The sequence below is a fragment of the Priestia sp. TGN 0903 genome, assembly GCF_050846855.1.
GTDB classification, from domain to species: Bacteria; Bacillota; Bacilli; order Bacillales; family Bacillaceae_H; genus Priestia; species Priestia zanthoxyli.
The window spans coordinates 322530-341434 of record NZ_JBOZGL010000003.1 but is presented as its reverse complement, the minus strand read 5'-3'; the positions used below and the strand labels follow the sequence as shown (position 1 = coordinate 341434).

24 protein-coding genes are annotated in these 18905 nt (G+C 37.3%); 10 read left to right on the top strand and 14 right to left on the bottom strand.

Annotation, left to right across the window (positions count from 1 at the left end):
* Window positions 1–143 precede the first annotated feature (143 nt).
* Together ACRPLY_RS12715 and ACRPLY_RS12710 are read left to right on the top strand one after the other, a co-directional pair.
* Window positions 144–1010 carry a YitT family protein gene (locus tag ACRPLY_RS12715; protein ID WP_033580599.1) on the top strand — a complete coding sequence of 289 codons (867 nt, stop codon included), beginning with the start codon at window positions 144–146 and terminating at the stop codon, window positions 1008–1010.
* 66 nt (window positions 1011–1076) lie between these two features.
* Entirely contained in the window at window positions 1077–1433 is a 357-nt protein-coding gene (locus ACRPLY_RS12710; RefSeq protein WP_033580598.1) for a hypothetical protein, read from the top strand.
* Window positions 1434–1761: 328 nt separating this feature from the next.
* On the opposite strand, the gene ACRPLY_RS12705 is transcribed toward ACRPLY_RS12710, so the two are convergent.
* Window positions 1762–2208 (bottom strand): GNAT family N-acetyltransferase, encoded by a 447-nt coding sequence (locus ACRPLY_RS12705; protein ID WP_033580597.1) that lies wholly within the window; start codon window positions 2206–2208, stop codon window positions 1762–1764.
* A gap of 186 nt (window positions 2209–2394) precedes the next feature.
* Window positions 2395–3564 (bottom strand): MFS transporter, encoded by a 1170-nt coding sequence (locus tag ACRPLY_RS12700; RefSeq protein ID WP_033580596.1) that lies wholly within the window; start codon window positions 3562–3564, stop codon window positions 2395–2397.
* A 360-nt stretch (window positions 3565–3924) separates the two neighbouring features.
* On the opposite strand from ACRPLY_RS12700, the gene ACRPLY_RS12695 reads away from it, so the two are divergent.
* Complete coding sequence (locus ACRPLY_RS12695) at window positions 3925–4488, top strand: YitT family protein (protein WP_033580595.1); 564 nt, start codon at window positions 3925–3927, stop codon at window positions 4486–4488.
* A 29-nt stretch (window positions 4489–4517) separates the two neighbouring features.
* Here the strand turns inward: ACRPLY_RS12695 and ACRPLY_RS12690 are convergent, their stop codons facing one another.
* Complete coding sequence (locus ACRPLY_RS12690) at window positions 4518–5402, bottom strand: diacylglycerol/lipid kinase family protein (protein WP_028414373.1); 885 nt, start codon at window positions 5400–5402, stop codon at window positions 4518–4520.
* Window positions 5403–5590: 188 nt separating this feature from the next.
* Between ACRPLY_RS12690 and ACRPLY_RS12685 the strand changes: the two genes are divergently transcribed.
* Window positions 5591–6055: a DUF4306 domain-containing protein gene (locus tag ACRPLY_RS12685; protein ID WP_223260182.1), complete on the top strand. Its 465-nt coding sequence runs from the start codon at window positions 5591–5593 to the stop codon at window positions 6053–6055.
* A gap of 54 nt (window positions 6056–6109) precedes the next feature.
* On the opposite strand, the gene ACRPLY_RS12680 is transcribed toward ACRPLY_RS12685, so the two are convergent.
* On the bottom strand, window positions 6110–7213 hold the full coding sequence (locus ACRPLY_RS12680) for a citrate synthase/methylcitrate synthase (protein WP_028414374.1): 1104 nt from the start codon (window positions 7211–7213) through the stop codon (window positions 6110–6112).
* A gap of 409 nt (window positions 7214–7622) precedes the next feature.
* Between ACRPLY_RS12680 and ACRPLY_RS12675 the strand changes: the two genes are divergently transcribed.
* Window positions 7623–8537, top strand: a complete 915-nt coding sequence (locus tag ACRPLY_RS12675) for a LysR family transcriptional regulator (RefSeq protein ID WP_013083830.1) — start codon at window positions 7623–7625, stop codon at window positions 8535–8537.
* Window positions 8538–8776: 239 nt separating this feature from the next.
* Here the strand turns inward: ACRPLY_RS12675 and ACRPLY_RS12670 are convergent, their stop codons facing one another.
* The 3 genes from ACRPLY_RS12670 to ACRPLY_RS12660 all read right to left on the bottom strand — a co-directional run bounded on the left by ACRPLY_RS12670 (window position 8777) and on the right by ACRPLY_RS12660 (window position 10869).
* Window positions 8777–9601, bottom strand: coding sequence for an STAS domain-containing protein (locus ACRPLY_RS12670; RefSeq protein ID WP_029714452.1), 825 nt, complete (start codon window positions 9599–9601; stop codon window positions 8777–8779).
* Complete coding sequence (locus tag ACRPLY_RS12665) at window positions 9588–10253, bottom strand: cobalamin B12-binding domain-containing protein (RefSeq protein ID WP_028414375.1); 666 nt, start codon at window positions 10251–10253, stop codon at window positions 9588–9590. The genes ACRPLY_RS12670 and ACRPLY_RS12665 overlap by 14 nt, the downstream gene beginning before the upstream one ends.
* A 352-nt stretch (window positions 10254–10605) precedes the next feature.
* Window positions 10606–10869 carry a hypothetical protein gene (locus ACRPLY_RS12660; protein ID WP_081732902.1) on the bottom strand — a complete coding sequence of 88 codons (264 nt, stop codon included), beginning with the start codon at window positions 10867–10869 and terminating at the stop codon, window positions 10606–10608.
* A gap of 153 nt (window positions 10870–11022) precedes the next feature.
* Here ACRPLY_RS12660 and ACRPLY_RS12655 point away from each other — a divergent pair, with 153 nt between their 5' ends.
* Together ACRPLY_RS12655 and ACRPLY_RS12650 are read left to right on the top strand one after the other, a co-directional pair.
* Window positions 11023–11805, top strand: a complete 783-nt coding sequence (locus tag ACRPLY_RS12655) for a PAS domain-containing protein (RefSeq protein WP_325077738.1) — start codon at window positions 11023–11025, stop codon at window positions 11803–11805.
* Window positions 11806–12043: 238 nt separating this feature from the next.
* Window positions 12044–12877 (top strand): STAS domain-containing protein, encoded by an 834-nt coding sequence (locus ACRPLY_RS12650; RefSeq protein WP_154973712.1) that lies wholly within the window; start codon window positions 12044–12046, stop codon window positions 12875–12877.
* Window positions 12878–12913: 36 nt separating this feature from the next.
* On the opposite strand, the gene ACRPLY_RS12645 is transcribed toward ACRPLY_RS12650, so the two are convergent.
* The 3 genes from ACRPLY_RS12645 to ACRPLY_RS12635 all read right to left on the bottom strand — a co-directional run bounded on the left by ACRPLY_RS12645 (window position 12914) and on the right by ACRPLY_RS12635 (window position 14912).
* A complete protein-coding gene (locus ACRPLY_RS12645; RefSeq protein WP_325077740.1) occupies window positions 12914–13390 on the bottom strand; it encodes a hypothetical protein in 477 nt (158 codons plus the stop codon).
* A gap of 138 nt (window positions 13391–13528) precedes the next feature.
* Window positions 13529–14005 carry a hypothetical protein gene (locus tag ACRPLY_RS12640; RefSeq protein WP_014459392.1) on the bottom strand — a complete coding sequence of 159 codons (477 nt, stop codon included), beginning with the start codon at window positions 14003–14005 and terminating at the stop codon, window positions 13529–13531.
* 142 nt (window positions 14006–14147) lie between these two features.
* Complete coding sequence (locus ACRPLY_RS12635) at window positions 14148–14912, bottom strand: GNAT family N-acetyltransferase (protein WP_325077744.1); 765 nt, start codon at window positions 14910–14912, stop codon at window positions 14148–14150.
* 196 nt (window positions 14913–15108) lie between these two features.
* On the opposite strand from ACRPLY_RS12635, the gene ACRPLY_RS12630 reads away from it, so the two are divergent.
* Together ACRPLY_RS12630 and ACRPLY_RS12625 are read left to right on the top strand one after the other, a co-directional pair.
* Entirely contained in the window at window positions 15109–15372 is a 264-nt protein-coding gene (locus ACRPLY_RS12630; protein ID WP_013083841.1) for a GlsB/YeaQ/YmgE family stress response membrane protein, read from the top strand.
* Between the two features lie 157 nt (window positions 15373–15529).
* A complete protein-coding gene (locus ACRPLY_RS12625) occupies window positions 15530–15715 on the top strand; it encodes an aspartyl-phosphate phosphatase Spo0E family protein (RefSeq protein ID WP_028414380.1) in 186 nt (61 codons plus the stop codon).
* A gap of 43 nt (window positions 15716–15758) precedes the next feature.
* Here ACRPLY_RS12625 and ACRPLY_RS12620 read toward each other — a convergent pair whose 3' ends face one another.
* On the bottom strand, window positions 15759–16574 hold the full coding sequence (locus ACRPLY_RS12620; RefSeq protein WP_325077746.1) for an STAS domain-containing protein: 816 nt from the start codon (window positions 16572–16574) through the stop codon (window positions 15759–15761).
* A gap of 350 nt (window positions 16575–16924) precedes the next feature.
* Here ACRPLY_RS12620 and ACRPLY_RS12615 point away from each other — a divergent pair, with 350 nt between their 5' ends.
* Complete coding sequence (locus ACRPLY_RS12615) at window positions 16925–17194, top strand: GlsB/YeaQ/YmgE family stress response membrane protein (RefSeq protein WP_013083843.1); 270 nt, start codon at window positions 16925–16927, stop codon at window positions 17192–17194.
* 280 nt (window positions 17195–17474) lie between these two features.
* On the opposite strand, the gene ACRPLY_RS12610 is transcribed toward ACRPLY_RS12615, so the two are convergent.
* From ACRPLY_RS12610 to clpP, 3 genes are all read right to left on the bottom strand, one after another.
* Complete coding sequence (locus tag ACRPLY_RS12610; RefSeq protein ID WP_028414382.1) at window positions 17475–17891, bottom strand: hypothetical protein; 417 nt, start codon at window positions 17889–17891, stop codon at window positions 17475–17477.
* A 161-nt stretch (window positions 17892–18052) separates the two neighbouring features.
* Window positions 18053–18217, bottom strand: a complete 165-nt coding sequence (locus tag ACRPLY_RS12605) for a hypothetical protein (RefSeq protein ID WP_165573521.1) — start codon at window positions 18215–18217, stop codon at window positions 18053–18055.
* Between the two features lie 12 nt (window positions 18218–18229).
* Window positions 18230–18811 carry an ATP-dependent Clp endopeptidase proteolytic subunit ClpP gene (gene clpP, locus ACRPLY_RS12600; protein ID WP_328172743.1) on the bottom strand — a complete coding sequence of 194 codons (582 nt, stop codon included), beginning with the start codon at window positions 18809–18811 and terminating at the stop codon, window positions 18230–18232.
* Between the last annotated feature and the right edge of the window lie 94 nt (window positions 18812–18905).

Genomic DNA, 18905 nt, shown 5'->3' with positions numbered 1-18905 from the left:
CAGCAAATGTCTACCGTTTAATTTAACAGGATTTTGTTTATTCTGGCTAGTCTTTTTTAAAGTAGATAATTGGATAGAGTTCCCAAGACTTAGTTATACTAGTAAGAGTTGCGTATAGGCAGTATGTTGAAAGGAAAGATTTTATGACAACGAAACAGCACAAAAAGGAAAAGGCAGGTCGGCTCATTTATCGCTACATTATGATGTTAATTGGAGCTTCCTTGGCTGCCGTTTCTATCGAATTATTTTTAGTCCCAAATTCCGTAATTGACGGCGGTATTATCGGTATTTCTCTAATTTTAGTTTACTTAACGAAATTGCCGTTCAGTCTACTTATCATCATCTTTAATCTCCCTTTTTTATATAGTGGATACAAACAAATTGGTCGTAGCTTCTGCTTTTCATCTATGTTTGCAGTTGTTGCTTTATCCATTGTAGAATCTCAATTGCACCATGTTCCAGCTGTAACATCTGAACCGCTTCTTGCTACCGTATTTGGCGGGCTCCTTTTAGGAGCAGGTGTAGGAACGGTCATTCGTCACGGTGGAGCGTTAGATGGAACTGAGATTTTAGGTATTTTATTAACAAAAAAAATCCCGTTTTCTGTGGGTGAATTTGTGATGTTTTTAAATATCTTCATTTTCGCTTGGGCAGGGTTCGTGCTAGGTTGGGAACAGGCCATGTACTCGATCCTTACGTACTATATTGCGTCTAAGACAATCGATGCGATCATTCAAGGGCTTGATGAAACAAAAGCAGCTTTTATTGTGTCAAATCACTATGAAGAGCTATCAGACGCTATTACGCATCGTCTAGGCCGCGGCGTGACGAAACTGTATGGTAAAGGCGGATTTGAAGGTACAGAAAAAGAAGTCATATACGTAGTTGTGACGCGTTTAGAAATTACCAAGCTTAAAACCATTATTTCTGAAATTGATCCACAGGCATTTACAACCATTATGGATACCCAAGAAGCGCAGGGCGGCAAATTCAAATCAGCCATTCACTAACTATACATAAGCGTGAATTTCTCTGAGCATGCTAATAGCTGACTACCCGTAAAGGAGATCACCACAATGAAAGAACAAATGTCCAACTTATTTAACCAATTAAAACAGTCGGTTTCGGATGTATCTGATAAGTTATATGACAAAGTACATACGCTGCAATCTTCACCAGGAGTGAGTGTTTTTGAACTGTATGAATGGATTAAAGAAAATCCAAGCGCAAGCGTACAAAAGCAAACGCTGCTCGGGATTTCGTACTCTTTCTATGCACTCCACGAAGACGGCGTTTTTTTCTATATGGAAACGAAATATGATTATTTACTTTACATGACTATTTATAGTCCAACACGTCATTATTTCACCTATCATTCTTACCGAGATTCTTTATCAACAGTGACTCCCTTGACGTTTCCTATTACTAAATAATAAAAAGCTCCTCAATCGAGGAGCTTTTTTTATATGGTTATCTTCCTTTTCGGACTTTAAAGATAAACAGCGCAAGTAAAAAACCGCTCGTCGCAGTTACTATTTTCCACGCGTTTAAGATTGGATTTTTTTTCAAGGTCCTGCTCCTTCCTTGCGGCTATACTAAAAATAGGATGGCCGCCTTTCAAACAGCTAGTCCAACTTCCCCCTACTATTCATACCATCATCTAACATATAGCCCACCGACATTTTCATCAATTTCACTTTTCATACTATAACATATTTTTGCCATTTAGTAGAAGTCTTAAAAGTAAAAGCTGTACTTCTCTTAAAAAAAACGGTATTGAACCCCTGCATTTTCTTTACCGTTCATTTTTTGATAAAGGTTTTGAGCAACTTTATTTTCACTGCTGCACTCAGCGGTCATTCCTGCAAACTCATACTTTTGAGAATAGGCAAGGCAAATCTTAAACAAACGTTCACCAATTTTATTTCCTCTGTTTAAAGGAGATACGTACAAATCTTTTAAGACGCCTGTTTCTTTAAAATAATGGGTGCTCCACGATACGTACACCGTCGCAAAACCTACTAGTTTCCCTTCCAATTCAGCAACAAACTGGATACCGTAGGAAGGATTATTCAATAGACGCTTAATATGTAAAGTTAAAGCTTTCCGGGAAGGGTCAGGCTGCTCGCAGAATTTCACTATATATTCTTGCATTAACGTAGCCAGTCGCTCTCGATCAGTTTCAACCGCCTGTCGAATGACAACCATTTAATCACTCCTTTTAGCTCAACGCTCTTAACATAATTCGATAGCTATACTTTTTTTCCTTTCGTTTTCGTGAAAAGCTCCCTACTTTTACACAAGGGGATATTTAAAGCAAACAACCTTATACGGCTTATGGTTGAGGAGAGAAAATACGCTGTTTTAAAAAAAGGTTGCAAACAGCAACCTTTTTTAGTTAGCAAGCGCATAATTTCGTAAGAATAAACCTACGCAGCCGCTGATTACAATCAGTCCTCCTGCCGTTAGAAACGCCGCCGTCACATTTAGCGAAGCAACAGCGCCAAGCAGCAGCACCGAAAGTCCAAACGTCACATATGAAACGCTCAGCGTAGCGGAAAGCACCTTAGGAAGCTTTTCTAAAGGAACGGCCGTTTGTGTAAGCGTGTAAGAACACGTAGCGCTTATTTGAAGGGCAATGCCAATAGTAAAACTAAGTAAAAGGGAAAGAAACGGCACAGATATCACTCCGAACAATAATGTAAAGAAACCTGAAAAAAGACTGCCTAGTATTACGATATGATAAAGACTTCTCTCTTGCTCAACTGAAATCTTCAGCAAAACGAAACCACCAAGAACCGTTCCAACAAAAAAACTGCTGTTAATATATCCCCACCAAGCTTCATTTTTATTTAATATTTCTTTCACAAACACGTAGACAATAGCTGATGCCCAAACGCCGGCAGCCATCCCTTCTAAAACCTCCATGACTAATAAAACCCGCAGGCGCGGATAATGCCAAATTAGCTTCCATCCCTCTTTTAACCCTTGTTTTTGCTTCGTTTTAGAAGAATGAACGTTCATGCGAATGGCCTGCATGAATACGAGTGACAAACTAAATAACGAAAATGACAGCCATAAAAGGCCGGTAGCATCCCAGCTAATAATCAGAAAGCTTCCAAGCGGATAGGCTGCAATTTGAATCGTTTGATCCGTGACATTAAACATACTGTTCCATTTTAACAGCTTCTCTTTATCTACTAAATGAGGAAGCATAGAGCTTTGAACCGGAGCTGCCCACCCATCGAAAAAAGCAATAAGCGCCACGCAGCACAGCATGCTGATAAGCGACATATGCCACAAGAAAAACATAGACAAAACACTGGTTTTTAACAGCTGAGACACCACAAGAATACGCTTAGCTCTGTAGCGATCTATAAGAAAAGGCACCGTAAAACTGCTCAAAAACTTAGCAGCCGTAATGGTAAACGGAATGCATGAAAGCAGCACAGGAGAACTATTTTGAGCGTAAAGAATGCTTATTAACGCAACAATATATAATACATCTGCTAAATTAGCTTGGCTTTGACCAAACCATAAAAAAAGTACGGAACGATTTTTCACGACAATCCCTCTTTCTTTTTAGTATGACTGAAAAGAAAGAGAATCCTACACGTAATCAACCCCTTTATATAACGGCTTGCTTTTATCGACTTATTACAATCGTATGCTTTTTACAGAACACAACTTTTTTATATATTAAAAAATACAAACAGTTAAACAGTATGGTAAAAAATCAAGAAATTGTCGTGAAAACGAAGTTAGATTAACTATAGAATATCAGAGTTATAGAATCAATACTTTTTACATAATTTTCTTTTTTCTTCTTCTTTACTTCTAAATAACCTAAGCTTGTCATATACATAGATGGACGAGTACTCCCATTAAAATTTAACGTATAGGGTGAGGAATATTTTTTCGAGAGTGGTTTCGATTTGCTGTGGCAGCTTATTAATTGGACTAGGGCTAAACGGATTTATTGCTCCGTATCACTTACTAGACGGTGGACTTATAGGATTTGGGCTTATCGTATATTATGTGTTTGGAACTCCTATCGGAATGTCCATTTTCTTTTTGAACGTACCTGTCTATTTATATGCTTTTTTTCGTCATCGCCAAAACTTTTTTTATGGAAGTATAGGTTTGTTTGTTTCTTTTTTTATGACAGAATGGCTGTCTATTCTCGAAGGCACGCTGGAGCTTCCTTTGCTCTTTAGCTCATTGCTTGGAGGCACACTCGTAGGAATGGGAATAGGACTGATGCTTCGCTACGGCATCAGTTCGGACGGTCTGGATTTAATCGCTATTATTGTATCAAAAAAATGGAAAATTAATATAGGAATAACCATTTTTATCTTAGACAGTACGATTATGATAGTGGGCTTACATATTATCGGATTTACAGCTTTTTGCTACTCCATGCTTGTTATTACGATGAGCAGCATAATGATTATGCTCTTCACTTCTCCGCGATGGCTGTCTTCATAAAAAAAACGCTTGAAGTTTCAGCGTTTTTTTTATTTGTTTCCTACTATCATATTTATGTGATTGTGGAGAACCGTAATCGTTGAAGGTGTTGTCGTTTCTTTTTCTCCATCACAATCTACCGTTTTTTCAGGAGTGGTTTCAATATGGACTTCTTTTGTCCGAAAATGCATAAGGTTGCTTTCAGGGTCAAGCTGTTCCTCATCAGGAGTTGTTTGTAACCATGCCATAACCGGCTCGATTCCCATTTCTTTAATAACGAATACATCTAATAATCCGTCTTGAAATGAGCTGTTTCCTAGCATAGCGCGAGTTCCTCCTAAAAAAGGACCGTTCCCAATTAACACCATAACTGCTTCTCCTTCATAGGAAGCTTTTTCGCTCGTCATTTTTAATTGAAAAGGCTCTGCTTGATTTAACGTTCTACCTACGCTCATGTAGTAAGAGAGCTTACCAAATTTCTCTTTATTTTCTTCTAAAATATTTTCAGATACATCAGCTACGAGACCGATTCCCCAAAAGTTTAAAAAATAATCTTCGCCATGTTTTCCAACATCCACTGCTTCCGTCTGCTTTTCAATAATTTGCTCCACTGCTTTTAAAGGATTTTGATTCATTCCGATTGCACGCGAAAAGTCGTTGCACGTTCCTCCGGGTAAAATAGCAAATACAGGGCGTTGCTTCAGCGGAGCAAGAGCGTTGATCAACTCATAAATCGTCCCGTCTCCTCCTGCTCCAATAATGACATCCGCTTCGCCTTCCAATTTTCTTACCAGCTCGGCACCATCTCCAGGTTGCTCTGTTTTATATAAAGTAACCGCCTCAAATGCTGTGTTTAACCGATCACATATAAAGTCAATTTCATTTACTAATTTTTTGTTTCCTGCGTTTGGATTCAAAATCACTGCTGCCTTCATCTTTCTCTCTCCTCTATTCATATCTTCCGTTTCACCTTTTTTCCCTTTCTTTTGAAAAAACAAACCTTTTGAAATATGAACGTTTTATGAAACCATTCCAATAGTGCTTTTTTTACTTTCAAAACCTGCTATAATAATTTTCGGACTTGTATTAACAAAAGATGGTTATTGAGAGGAGCTTTCTATACGTGTCAATAAAATGTATGACGCAGCTATTTGCAAGTTGTTTTGTTTTTTTACTTTCCTCAGTCGCTACTTGGTATAACGGCTCTTCGATGCTTGAAGGACCTTTATCAGCTAGTTTGACCGGAGGGCTAACAAAGTCCTCGGCGGTTCATCACTATTCTCACATCGATTATTTGTTATATACAATTAAATTCCACCCTCAGTTTCCAATTATGATGATGGTGAGCGGGATTTATTTGATTGTATTACTATCTATTATTGGGTTCAAAAAGCGGTATGGATTGATTAGCTCCTGCTGTTTATGTATCACAGCTCTCTTATGCTACAGCAGCTATAAACTTTCACATACCCCGACCGAAGGTGAACACGCCATGATTACCTCTAGCTTAGCTGCAGCAAGTTTATGCTTAGCAGTCGGATTATTCTATTTATTAAAGCGATTTTATTCTCAAAAAGAATATATTTAACCATATGAAAAAAACGTCGGATCTACCGACGTTTTTTATGTGAAATCCGGTTTATTATTGATTTTGCTCAACTGGCGTATAACCGATATATGCAGACTGAGGTCGGTAAATACGATTATTTTCTGACTGTTCTACGACATGAGCTGTCCAGCCAACCACACGACTTGCTGTGAAGGTCGGAGTGAATAGTTCAGACGGAAGCTCAACCGCTTTCATAACCGCTGCAGCGAAATATTCTACGTTGGTATAAATGCCTCTCCCCGGCTTGTATTCATTGAGTAACTCAATGGTTTTATCTTCAATTTTAACAATTAAATCGAATAGCCCGTTGTCTCCTGAAATTTGTTTCGATACTTCTTTTAATGCTTCTGCTCTCGGGTCATGTGTACGATAAACGCGATGACCAAATCCCATGATTTTCTCTTTATTATCTAATTTTTTACGAACCCAAGGCTCAATATTCTCTTCACTTCCAATTTCATCAAACATGGTAATAACACCAGAAGGAGCTCCTCCGTGAAGCGGACCTTTCATCGCGCCAATTGCTCCGCATATAGCTGAAACCATGTCAGATTCGGTAGATGAAATAACGCGTGATGAGAAGGTTGAGGCATTCATTCCATGCTCAATTGTCAAAACAAAATAGGCGTTTAGCGCCGTAACCAAACTTTGATCTGGAATTTCTCCGTTAATCATGTATAAATAGTTTGCTACATGATCCAAATGCTCGTTAGGCTCTACTACTTCTAAATCATTCATTTTACGATACCAATAGGCAATAATGGTAGGTGTTACCGCTGTAATCGCAAGCGCCTGCTCTTTTGTCGGAGGCCAGCTGTATGAAGGGTCTCCTAACGCCGAGATACATGTGCGAAGCGCGCTCATCACTTCTGTGTCTTTTGGCAAACAGTCCATTAACGCAACAATATTAGCCGGAAGCGTACGATGAGTCACCATCTCTTGTTTAAATGCTTTTAACTCATCATGATTTGGCAGCGTACCGTTCCAAATTAAATAAGAAACTTCTTCAAAAGAATAATTGATGGCCAAATCTTTTGCCCAATATCCGCGATAAATCAGCTGACCTTTCTCTCCATCAACATGCCCTACTTTTGTTTCAGCTGCAACGATTCCTTCTAGTCCTTTAACATATGTCATCTCAACCACTCCCCCAATTATTTTTAACAAACCGGCCCTTTTTTTTATGTACGGCTCGTTTGCAGAATGAATAGACTCACCTTAGTGGTGCACTATACCATTTTATTCCTCTTTCTTAATTGTCAGAACAGTATACAAAATGAACATTTCAACACGTGTTATTTCTGCGCTCGCGGCTGTGTTTTACGGGAGAAAAAAATATTTTTTTAGGATTTTCTTCGAGGGTACTTTTTTGTTAACGCTTACAAATATGCGGGTTTCTAACGTATTTAGAGGAATTTGATGTGCTATTTTTAGATGAATCACTATTCACTTCCTTATGTAAGAGTTTACATTTATTTGAATCATAAGTAAAATAGATAAATAGAATAAATAGTATGAAAACTAAGAATACTAGTGAGGAGAATTTATGGATATTCGAGAACTGCAACATTTCATGGAAGTAGTCAATCAAAAAAGTTTCACGAAAGCAGCAGCTGCAATTCACTTGTCTCAGCCAGCATTAAGTAAAATTGTAAAGAAACTAGAAGAAGAACTCGGCGTAGACCTTTTTGATCGCTCTACTCGAAAGCTGACATTAACCGATGCAGGACAGATTGTGTACGGGCAAAGCCAAAAGCTGGTATCCACTCTTCACGAGCTGCATGCTCTGTTAGATGATTTACGAAATCTGCCTACAGGAGATATTAAAGTAGGAATTCCTCCTTTAGTAGGGACTGTCGTTTTCCCGATGATTGCAAAAAACTTTACATCAAAACATCCTCAGGTGAAATTAGAGCTTGTGGAGCTTGGCGCAAAGCGAATTGTCGAACTTGTAGAAAACGAACAAGTAGACCTTGGCATTATCGTATTGCCTATTCAAAACCCTCTTTTTCACGTCTATCCGTTTATTGAAGAAGAGTTTAATTTATACATTCATCATGAGCATCCGCTGGCAGCCAAATCAATCGTTGCTTTGAGCGAGCTTAGAGAAGAGCCGTTTGTCCTGTTCAGCAAAGATTTCTCTCTTCATGATCGCATTATTCATGAGTGCATTCAAGCGGGTTTTCATCCAAAAATAGCGTACGAAAGTTCTCAATGGGATTTGATTATTGAACTAGTCGCTTCTGAATTAGGTATTGCCATTTTACCAAAGTCCGTGTTTCCGAAGATCAATAACCCTTTTATTAAAAGTATTCCAATTGCTGCACCTACTCCAATGTGGGAGCTCGGCATCATTTTGAAAAAAGATCGCTATATGTCATATGCTACACGAGAACTTTTATCCTTCCTAGTAGACCAAGACATCATTTTGCCGTCTCATACGATGTCAGCAAACTCTTAACAAAAAAGCCTCTTCTTTCATTAGAAAGAGGCTTTTAGTCATCTTTGATATCTTCTTCAATCTTTTTTGTGATCCGATTGACTAAAAAAAAGCATCCCCCTAGCAGAACTAGCAGCGCAATCCATTCTTCTATGATCACCTTACCCCTCCGAATATGATTTAATAAATGTTTAATTGTAACAAAAGAAGTGTATACAGAAAGAGGAGAAGAAAGTTATTCTTTCTTCTCCTCCACCCTTTTAACTCACATTTTTATTCACAGCAATAATTTCACTCAGGTTATTCATATAAATAATTTGTTCACCAAACGTTCTATTTTTCAAAGCAGCCGTATGGTGCGGTTTCATGCCAATAATATAGCATGTGATCCCCATAAGATAGAAGGACTGCATAAAGCCTGCAAAAGCTTGAATTCCTTCGGTTGTTAATATATCTAGGCCCCCAAAGTCAAATAGAAGCGTGGTGTAATTTCCTTCATGTGCAAAGTTTTGCAAAATGGACGTATTTTCAGCTACAAGAGCTGTGTCTAAGTCTCCAAAAAGAGGTATAAGCCCTACTTTAGAGGATAATTTAATAAAAGAAGCGGACAATTGCTTAATTTTTTGTAATGATTTTTCGAGACGTTCTTTTTGTTCAAGCAGTTCAAAATCTGTATCTGCTAATCGTTTCCGATGGTCTTGAACAAGATTCGTTAGCTCTTGTATACGTTCATCTTGGCGAATACAAACTAAATGACCTATATCACTATCCCATTGAATTAAGCATTCAAACAGTGAATACGGCGAATCATTGGTTTGCATCACAAGCTCTACTTTCTGAATAGCCTGGCCTCGGCTTTGGACAAGCGTTTGCTCATCATGGGGTTCGTCTACAGACAATTCTCGAGAATCTTTTTGGCGCAAGCTTAAAAACTTTCTCGCCTTTTCTTGACTAAATACGTCTACAAGATCTAAAAAATTAGCTGAAGGCTTAAATAAATGACCTGATTGTTGCGACCATTCCAAAATATTAAATTCAGTATCCACTAGAAAGTAAGGAATTGGAACATATTCAAGCATCGACATTAACTTCCACTCCTTTGTGATAACTGATTAACCAGTTATTTAGTTGGTAAAGATCCGGAATTAGGCGTGTATGCTCAGAACAGTAAGAACGGAAATCAATTTGAGAAACTAAACGCCCTCCTACCATTACTGTTGGTCTTGATTCTAATTTGTCCAAAGTTTTGGTATATTCAGCAAGCCTCTCAATATGATAAGGAATGCTGACAGATAATCCTACCATGTGCGGCTTCCATTCTATAGCCATTTTCTCAGCGTATTCCAGAGGTAGATTGGCCCCTAAAAAGCGAGTATTCCAACCATGTTCCTCAAACAATAAAGCCACCATCTTTAAACCAATGAAGTGCTGTTCTTGTTCCAAGCATAGAAGCAGTGCCCTTGGAGCAGTGTCTGAAGCGTGTCCCTGAATTTTTTTATAAAAGCGATAGCGAGTTAGCACATAATCACACGTCGTAGTTGCAACATGCTCATCAGCTACAGAAATGATATTTTCTTCCCACATATCTCCAGTTACTCGCATTGCGGTTGTAATTAAATTTTCATAAATATCTAGGCTGTTCTTTCCCTGTTGGATTTCTTCCAGCACAACTTCCCAAGCGCTGTCTTGATCACCAGCTAATAAATAGCCTACAAATTTTTGTACTTGAGATTTCATTGTTTCACCTCAGTAAACGTAAAGCTTTTAAGAAACTTGAATAAAAGCTTCTCGTCTCTCTTTTTCAAGATCGCCTAAAATGTATACCACTTTTAGACTAACACATGTTGCCAATAGCAACAATATAAAAATACAATAATAACTTTTTATTTTACTACACTCAGTAAAACATGACTAGTATTTCTTTAAATATTCTCCTTTCCCTTTTATTTACGAAAAACACCTCGGCATTTTTTACCGAGGTGTTTTTCCAGTTGTCATCATTTCGGCTCAAAGAATGTAAGTTCGTCTCGTTCTCTTTTAAGCATTTCTACTTATCTTCCACTTTCAATAGACTTTCAAACATATGTATTTATGACTCTTCTGTTCCCACCATAATACTGATAAGATAGAGCGCTGTCATAACTGAGCCGATTGTATTGCATATCAAATGAATATATTGGCTGGTCGCCATAAACAAGTATAAACTTAGCAACAGCAGCACCGTTCCGAACAAAAAAGACCATTTAAAGAATGACAGTGGCCGCTTAAACTTTATACGCAAACAAAAAATGAGAATAAAGCCTACTAGCGCCATCACAAAGAAACTAACGTTAAATAAATTGATAGTTATCACATTTGTTCACACTCCCTTTGCCCCCCAAAACTATTATAACATATTTTTCCTTATCTTCATTCTTTCTCTAGAAGCAAACGCGTCGAAAATTGTTTTTTAAACGTGTTTATGTCACAATATTTTTATAAAAATTCCAAGGAATGAGGGAATGCATTGACTACACCTGAAGCTCAAGATTCAAAATGGTCCATTTTAAATAAAGCCCTTCATAGTTCGCAATCTGGTATTATCGTGACGGATCCTTCTTTACCTGATAATCCAATTATTTACCTCAACCAAGGGTTTTCCCTTATGACCGGCTATAAGGAAGAAGAAGTATTAGGGGAAAATTGCCGTTTTCTACAAGGGCCTCTTACAAGCTCGCACCACGTTGATGAAATTCGCAGCGCTATCAGCCGCAATCAGTCAGTTTCTGTTACGCTTGTGAATTATCGAAAAGACGGCTCTTTCTTTCATAATCAGCTAACAATTGACCCGACATATGTAGAGGAAGAAGATAAATACTACTTTATTGGTGTTCAAAAAGACGTAACAATAGAGATTACAGCCCAGGAACAGCTTCAGCAAGCTTTAGAAGAAGTGGAAAGGCTATCCACGCCTATCGTGCCAATAGAAGAAGGAATCTCTGTTCTTCCATTAATCGGAACTTTAAACGAGCGGCGTATAGAAATGCTATTTAATAGCTTCACCTCGCGTAACACAAGCAGCAAAGATCGTTACTTAATCGTAGACGTCTCAGGGCTAGCTGGATTTAACGATTCATTCGGCCGTGATATTCTTAATATTTACAATTGGCTGAAGCTAATGGGAACTCAGCTCGTTTTAACCGGAATTTCCCCTAACATGGCCATACATATGAGCACTATAGAAGATGATATGTCCTTTATTTTAGTCTATCAAAGCATTAAAGATGCCTTACCGAAGCTAAAGCTATAAGCGCAAGAAGTGATGCCTTATGAAAAAGAGTTAAAATGCATGAAGATGTTAGTTAAAAAATGTTTATTTTTTAATAAATTGGGTTTGAGAGTTTACAGTTGGGGAAAACAAGGCGTATAGGAAAATAAATGCGCTTCATAATGGATTTATTTATAAGCATCCGCACTCTATGTCAGTGGATGCTTTTATGCCTTTATTTATAAAACAATTAGACTATACATATGTAAGGAGAGTCTTCATGCATAGAAATCAGGACCTATATCATTTTTTTAAAGAACATTCTCTTCAATTAACTGAAGACTGGTACAATCAGCTCGACGATGAAAACGAGTTCTCCGTGTATTCGAGTAAAAATCCAGTAATTGTGAAAGAACTGAAGCAGCAAAATCAAGATTATTTTCAGCATTTATTTGACGTATTTATAAAAGATGAGGAATACTTTTTTTCCGATTTCCAGCAGTGGTCGGTCGAACTTGCACGTGATCCAAAGCATTTAAGTACGCCTCTTCACTTTATCGTTCGAGAATATTTTAATTCACAAAAAATTGTCGTTAATTACTTAAAGAAGTTTATCTCTTTGCACCCAGAAGAGGTAAGCGTGGATAAGATATTTATGTGGTATGACATTATTGTTAAAGCCTTTGATCTATCTATTTATATCTTTATTCAAGAATATCATAAGAATACGCAAGAACAGCTGAACGCTCAGAAAGAGTTAATTAATGAATTAAGTTCTCCTGTTATCATGCTTCAAAACAAAGTTGCCCTTCTGCCTCTTGTGGGGGATATTGGAACGGTCAAAAGTCAGTTTATTTTAGAAAACACGCTTCAGCAATGCTCGGAAAAAGGCGTTGAACATTTATGTATTGACCTGCTCGGTGTAGCTACGATTGACACGATGATGGCACAAGAGATTTTTAATTTGGTAAAAGCTCTTCGTTTAATTGGGGTGGAAACCATTTTATCTGGAATTCGACCGGAAATTTCTCAAACTGCAATTCGCTTAGGGCTTTCATTTGAACAGGTCAAGACTACTTCTTCTCTTGCACAGGCGCTTAATTCTATTAGTTAAACATAGGGCTCTCTATTACAGCATAGAGAGCCCTATCTATGGCGTTTCAAATTTTACTGGAGTATAGTAGACGCGCCCGATTAACTTTTCACCGTTGTTATCTTTCCAGTCCGCTACGAGTATATACCGATCACTGCGAGAGGTAGAATCTACTGTAATAGCAGCTGTTTTTTTTATGTCCTTTTTTTCTACTGTGTTTTCATAAATAGACTGATTGCGAATTTGTTTGTAATAAAGCGCATTAGGTTTTTTACCATCTATTTCAATGGACACTTGACCATCTTGAGAGACGGGAATACTATCTTTCATAACAATTTGTCTGAAATTTTTTCGTTCGCCAAAATCAGCTTCACATTCGGTCCAGCAAAAAAATAAAGGCTTGATGATGGCTTCTTTGCCTTCGGCTATTATTTTTATAGCGGGTGGATAAGGATCTTCAAGCGTTTCAGCTGTAGGAACCTGACATGCGGCTAATGAAAATAAACTAAATAGGATAACCACCACTTTTTTCATACTATGTCCTCCCTTTTTTGTGAACGTGGTGCACGTAAGTGAGTGGGTGCATAGTATACTCTTTCGCCTGCAAGCAAAAGATTCCTTTTATAATCAACAAAAAAACAGCTGCCCATTTGTTTAGACAGCTGTTTTGTTCTATTTACTTAGCATGCTTATTTCTTTTTTCATATCTTTTTCTACATATTCCATTAAATCAGATACGTAGGTTTGAAGCGGTTTTGTTGCGTCTTTGTGATCATTCATCGTTAATTCATAAATGCTATCGATATTATCAATCATCAGTTCCATATCATCGATGACGCCCGTATGCTTATACATCGTTTTCATCGTAGGATCAAGGGAAGCTAATTCATTATATTCATAGTTTATCGTATTTGAAATATCATCGAGTTCATTGATAAATTGCTTTTTGGTTTTTTTTTCGGCCATAAGCTGATTATACTCTTTAAAAGCAGTTTGAAGGTTTTTCTGAGAGGCAGTCAATACTTTCAGCTGTTCTCGTCCTAAATAATAATCATAAATACTAGTAACAGTAAAATATCCACCAAATGTGAGCGCGATTCCGACAACTAAACCTATCCAAAACGTGCTCGTTTTAAAAAAATGTTTCATAATGACTCCTTTTATCTGTGTTCTATGTACAACACTAGCTCATGCTGCTACTTTTTCCTAGGATACACCAAAAACGAAGTGGAAGCTACACTTTTTTAAAATTTTGTCGAATTTTGTCTCTTGTTTCACAAGCTTCAGCACATTATTTTCCATCTCTATTTCTCCATCTGTATACATCAAATTCGTTAACCGCTGTAAAACCAAGTTTTTCATAGGCTGGCTTTCCTGCACTTGTAGCATGCAAAATACACGTATCTGCCTGTTTTTTTGCTTCAGTAAGAACTTCCTTCAAATAGGCGGTAGCCAGGCCTTTTCTCCTCATATGTCTAGCTGTAGTGATACAGTACAAACCCGCTGTACCGTCATAAAAAAAGAGAGACCCAGCTACAGCTGGCCGGTTATGATAAAGACCCAAATATAAGTGATATTGGTCAGTGTGCTGCATAAGCTCCCTAAACCTTTCAAGAAAGTCAGCTTGATATTCTTTTGGTTTTTGATAGCCATCTATGTATACCGTAATCCATTCTTTCAATTCAGCTTCTGTGTGCACTCGCTTACATTGAAACTCTTCTACTCCTGTGTGTACGTATTCTTTTTCTTGAATGTGCTGAATCATTCCGATCCATTTTTCATAAGGAACAAATCCATTTTTATGAAGAACTGGCCCAAGGTTATCATATGAAGATGGACCAACAATCCATAGAGGTTCTTCCCCTTCCGAAGAGCACATCCCTAACGCAGTCTCAATATGACGGGTTCCTGCATATATGCAGCGATTATAAGGAGATGCAGAAATCCATTTCATTTCTGGTGTATCCACCTTCACAGATTTCTTCGTATGCTGAAAATACATCCAGTGCTGAATCAAGTGTTGTTCTACTATATCGCTTTGATTTTTTATTTTCACTTCATGTCTCCTTTCTCTTCTAAACTATGTTCCTTTTTCTATTATATACTAGTTAGTCTATTTTCTATGACTCTATCCCAGTTCTTAAGTCCTTTTCCAAGTTTTTTTATTTTTTTGTTATTCTATGAATAGTTTTCTTTTAAGTGGGGTACTAACCTATATAAGCAATACATCATTAAAAAGGAGGATGATATTTATGTCATTTTTATGGGCACTTATTGTAGGTGGTATTATTGGGTGGCTTGCCGGATTAATTACGGGAAGAGACGTTCCAGGAGGTATTATTGGTAACATTATTGCCGGTTTCATCGGTTCTTGGTTAGGTTCAGCTATCTTTGGAAGCTTCGGACCAGTTGTAGGTGGATTTGCTATTATTCCTGCTATTATCGGATCGATCATTTTAGTGTTAATCGTAAGTTTCATCATGAGAAAAATGCGTGGTAGTCATAAACATGCATAATGAATTATTATATTAGAAAAAGAACCTCTGTTGAAAAAGAGGTTCTTTTTTCATATGAAAAATTCTTAAAATTTACTATTTTTAATTTCATAATATTGAAAAATAAACCTATTAATGTTAATTTAACCATAATCACTATAAAAAAAGAGGAATCAACATGCTGCTTTCAACCCATCAAAAAGACAAATCTATGTACCAAATACTAATAGAAGAAATCGAACAGACACGAACGTTGATGATTCAAACGGCTGTCCGTGAAGGAATGACAAGTCCTAACACACTTCAAGTTAGTCAATCATTAGATGCTTTATTAAATAAACTTCAAATTTTCTTCTATCAATAGAAGCCCATGAGTATGTAACCATATCATGGGCTTTTGTTTTATATTAGTCCGCTTGATTAACATATTCCACTGCTTGGTGAAGGCTACTGAAAGTTGTAATATCAGCCAAATCTAACCCTAAGTTCACCATCGTCTGAGCAATTTCAGCACGGATACCGCTTAAAACTACTTGAATTCCTAATAATTTTAAAGCACCAATTACTTTAAAAATTTGGTCCGCTACCATCGTATCAATAATTGGAACGGCGTACAAATCAATAATCAACCAATTTAGCTTATAGTCACTGCCGTGCTGTAGCGCATTTTCCATTAAAATTTGAGCACGATTTGTATCTAAGTCCCCAACAAGAGGAATCACGCCAATTTCTTTCGTAATGCGTACTACAGGAATTGATAGTTCATCAATTGCATAGCGCGCGGATTGGATTTTATTTGCAAAGTCGGTCATATATGATTTACTAACCCAGTGCACAGCCTTGTCCACTACTAAGTTGAAACGAGAAATAACTTGATAGAAGGCATCAAACGTAAATGTTTCAGCTTTTGCTTCTTCTTTAATAATTTCCCCGATAATATTTCGGTAATAGCTGATTTCTTCTAATGCTACATCCAGCGGAAGCTGAAGGACAACAAGTAGATTTGCTACTTCTCTTCCCCATTCCTCAAGCACTTCAAAGTTTTTCGTATCATTTGTTGAGACAGAATCAGCGTATATTTGAATTAAATGAACGCGCCACGGTTCTAACTGTTGTTGAATATCTTTGTCTTCATCTTGTTTTTGTTTTGAGAACTCTTCTTTTTTTTCTAGAATTAAATTCGTAATGTGTTTAAGCTTTTTATCTAATAATAATGACTCCATATTGTTCTCCCGTTAAGAATTTGTTTACTTAAAATGATATCACATATACCGTTAAAAAAAGTAAAACCAAGGGAAAAAGCTTTTAAAAATGAACCAGATGTCCCCTTTTGCGAATAGAATGAGCTAAATTGAATCTAAAACGTACATAAGCTGAACTTCTCTCCTTTATTTTATCGTTACATTCACGGTGAATTCTCATACATAACTCTTCAATTTAATGTTGGGCTATCTTAGCATATATGATAAATAGATGAAAAAATGTAAAAGGGTTTGCAGCAAGCATGTCGCATGACAAAATGTGTTTTAGGAAAGACTGAAAAGGAATTCCCTATAAAAAGGAGGTTAGGTATATGTCATTTATTTGGACGCTTATTGTTGGAGGACTTATCGGCTGGCTTGCTGGTGTGTTAACAGGACGAGATGTTCCAGGTGGAATTATCGGAAACATCATCGCTGGGTTCATTGGAGCATGGTTAGGCTCTCTAATTTTTGGAGATTTCGGTCCAGAGATCGGCGGATTCGCAATTGTTCCTGCAATTATTGGTGCTGTTATTTTAGTTTTAATTGTGAGTTTTGTTTTACGCAAAATGCGCGGAAATAATAATCATCGACACGCCTAAATAAAAAAGAGAAATCAGCGTCTTGATTTCTCTTTTTCCCTTACTTCTTATAGCAAAATGTTTTAATAATGGACCTACCTGTAAGTGTAATTCTTTATGGCTACATTTAATAATTGCTGCTTGTCACCTCTGACATTTAATATTTCTACATCCTCATATCAAGCGCGTTAGTAATGAGTAGCTCTGTCCCTTCAAGATCCTCAAGCATATCGGTGAAGATAGCTTCAATATGAACAAATGCAGTTTTAGCTTTCATTGGACATTGGTTTATAGCTGCTTTCTATTTCGGTTCTACTAGTTCAATAAATGACCTTGCTTGTTTGCCCTTTAACTGTGCGTAGTGTGTATCTGTAGCTAATTCAACGGTTTCGTTGTCTAAGTTGACCCACATCCGATAAGATTGTACCTTTATATCCTTTTTGGTTTCTACCGGTTCAAAGTGAAGAATGTAGTTAGGTTTTCGAATCATTTCAGCTTTTTCTTCTCTCCAGGATACATCTTTTAACCACTGCTGCACTTTCTGCACTTGATTTTGGTCTTTCATTTTAACCGCATGGCCATATTGATTATCGGCTATGTATTTTTCGATTACGAGCTTTTGTTCAACAGTACCGCTTGAAGCACTGCTTTGCTGACATCCTGTTATCACCCAACAAATAGCAATGAGAACTACTAATCCAGACCATACTTTTTTCATTTACATCTACCTTTCTTTTTGTAATTGAAATGAGATGTTCTTGCTGAATGATGCTACCAGCTGCTCGTTTTTAAATCTCTTTTTGCATTCTCTTTTCTTCCTATAAATCCCTGCTTCATTTGCTCAAAAAAACTGAATCCCCGAAAGGATCCAGTTTTTCGTTACGATTCGACATCTTCTATGACATGAACAGCGCGAATAGCGGCGTTTACTTTTGTATGTTGAACGTATTCTTTTGCTTCGTGTATCGTCATTGCTTCTACTTCTTGGTAATAAATCACGTTTCCCCATTCATATTCTACTGAGTAACGATTTGACTTTTCCACATGGTATCCTCCTTATTGATGAACTAAAATTTGATCAATCAAGCCATATTCTTTTGCTTCATCCGCTGTAAAGAATGTATCTCGATCAGTGTCTTTATTAATCGTTGACAGCGATTGTCCTGTTCGTTCAGACAGAAGTTCATTTAGGTGGTCTTTTAAGCGCAAAATACGCTTCGCTCGAATTTCAATTTCAGCTGCTTGTCCTTTTGCTCCTCCTAGCGGCTGATGAATCATCACTTCGCTGTTAGGAAGAGCAAAACGTTTCCCTTTTTGACCGCCCGCTAGTAAAACTGAACCCATAGATGCTGCTAGCCCTATACACAATGTACTTACATCTGCACGTATAAGCTGCATCGTATCAAAAATAGCCATGCCCGCTGTAATGGACCCTCCCGGTGAATTAATATAAATGCTAATATCTTTTTCTGAGTTTTCTGCATCTAAAAATAAAAGCTGAGCGATAATGCTAGTAGCCACCTCATCCGTAACTTCACCTGTGAGCATAATCACTCGGTCGAGCAACAGCCTTGAATAAATGTCATAGGCACGCTCTCCTTTACTTGTTTGTTCTACTACATAGGGAGTTAAGTTCATGTGACCGCCTCTTTCCACTGAATTAATACGAGCAAATTTTTTTACTTTTGCACTGACTTCTTGATTTAAAAATGAATCCCCTATCAAATCTTCA

Bases quoted from the DNA above. Each gene is read 5' to 3' on its own strand.
- ACRPLY_RS12690 (WP_028414373.1), bottom strand. From the start codon at position 5,402: ATGAAGGCAGCAGTGATTTTGAATCCAAACGCAGGAAACAAAAAATTA.
- ACRPLY_RS12710 (WP_033580598.1), top strand. From the start codon at position 1,077: ATGAAAGAACAAATGTCCAACTTATTTAACCAATTAAAACAGTCGGTT.
- clpP (WP_328172743.1), bottom strand. From the start codon at position 18,811: ATGAACTTAACTCCCTATGTAGTAGAACAAACAAGTAAAGGAGAGCGT.
- ACRPLY_RS12610 (WP_028414382.1), bottom strand. From the start codon at position 17,891: ATGAAAAAAGTATGGTCTGGATTAGTAGTTCTCATTGCTATTTGTTGG.
- ACRPLY_RS12650 (WP_154973712.1), top strand. From the start codon at position 12,044: ATGCATAGAAATCAGGACCTATATCATTTTTTTAAAGAACATTCTCTT.
- ACRPLY_RS12670 (WP_029714452.1), bottom strand. From the start codon at position 9,601: ATGTCGATGCTTGAATATGTTCCAATTCCTTACTTTCTAGTGGATACT.
- ACRPLY_RS12645 (WP_325077740.1), bottom strand. From the start codon at position 13,390: ATGAAAAAAGTGGTGGTTATCCTATTTAGTTTATTTTCATTAGCCGCA.
- ACRPLY_RS12630 (WP_013083841.1), top strand. From the start codon at position 15,109: ATGTCATTTTTATGGGCACTTATTGTAGGTGGTATTATTGGGTGGCTT.
- ACRPLY_RS12715 (WP_033580599.1), top strand. From the start codon at position 144: ATGACAACGAAACAGCACAAAAAGGAAAAGGCAGGTCGGCTCATTTAT.
- ACRPLY_RS12665 (WP_028414375.1), bottom strand. From the start codon at position 10,253: ATGAAATCTCAAGTACAAAAATTTGTAGGCTATTTATTAGCTGGTGAT.
- ACRPLY_RS12620 (WP_325077746.1), bottom strand. From the start codon at position 16,574: ATGGAGTCATTATTATTAGATAAAAAGCTTAAACACATTACGAATTTA.
- ACRPLY_RS12615 (WP_013083843.1), top strand. From the start codon at position 16,925: ATGTCATTTATTTGGACGCTTATTGTTGGAGGACTTATCGGCTGGCTT.
- ACRPLY_RS12705 (WP_033580597.1), bottom strand. From the start codon at position 2,208: ATGGTTGTCATTCGACAGGCGGTTGAAACTGATCGAGAGCGACTGGCT.
- ACRPLY_RS12625 (WP_028414380.1), top strand. From the start codon at position 15,530: ATGCTGCTTTCAACCCATCAAAAAGACAAATCTATGTACCAAATACTA.
- ACRPLY_RS12675 (WP_013083830.1), top strand. From the start codon at position 7,623: ATGGATATTCGAGAACTGCAACATTTCATGGAAGTAGTCAATCAAAAA.
- ACRPLY_RS12640 (WP_014459392.1), bottom strand. From the start codon at position 14,005: ATGAAACATTTTTTTAAAACGAGCACGTTTTGGATAGGTTTAGTTGTC.
- ACRPLY_RS12680 (WP_028414374.1), bottom strand. From the start codon at position 7,213: ATGACATATGTTAAAGGACTAGAAGGAATCGTTGCAGCTGAAACAAAA.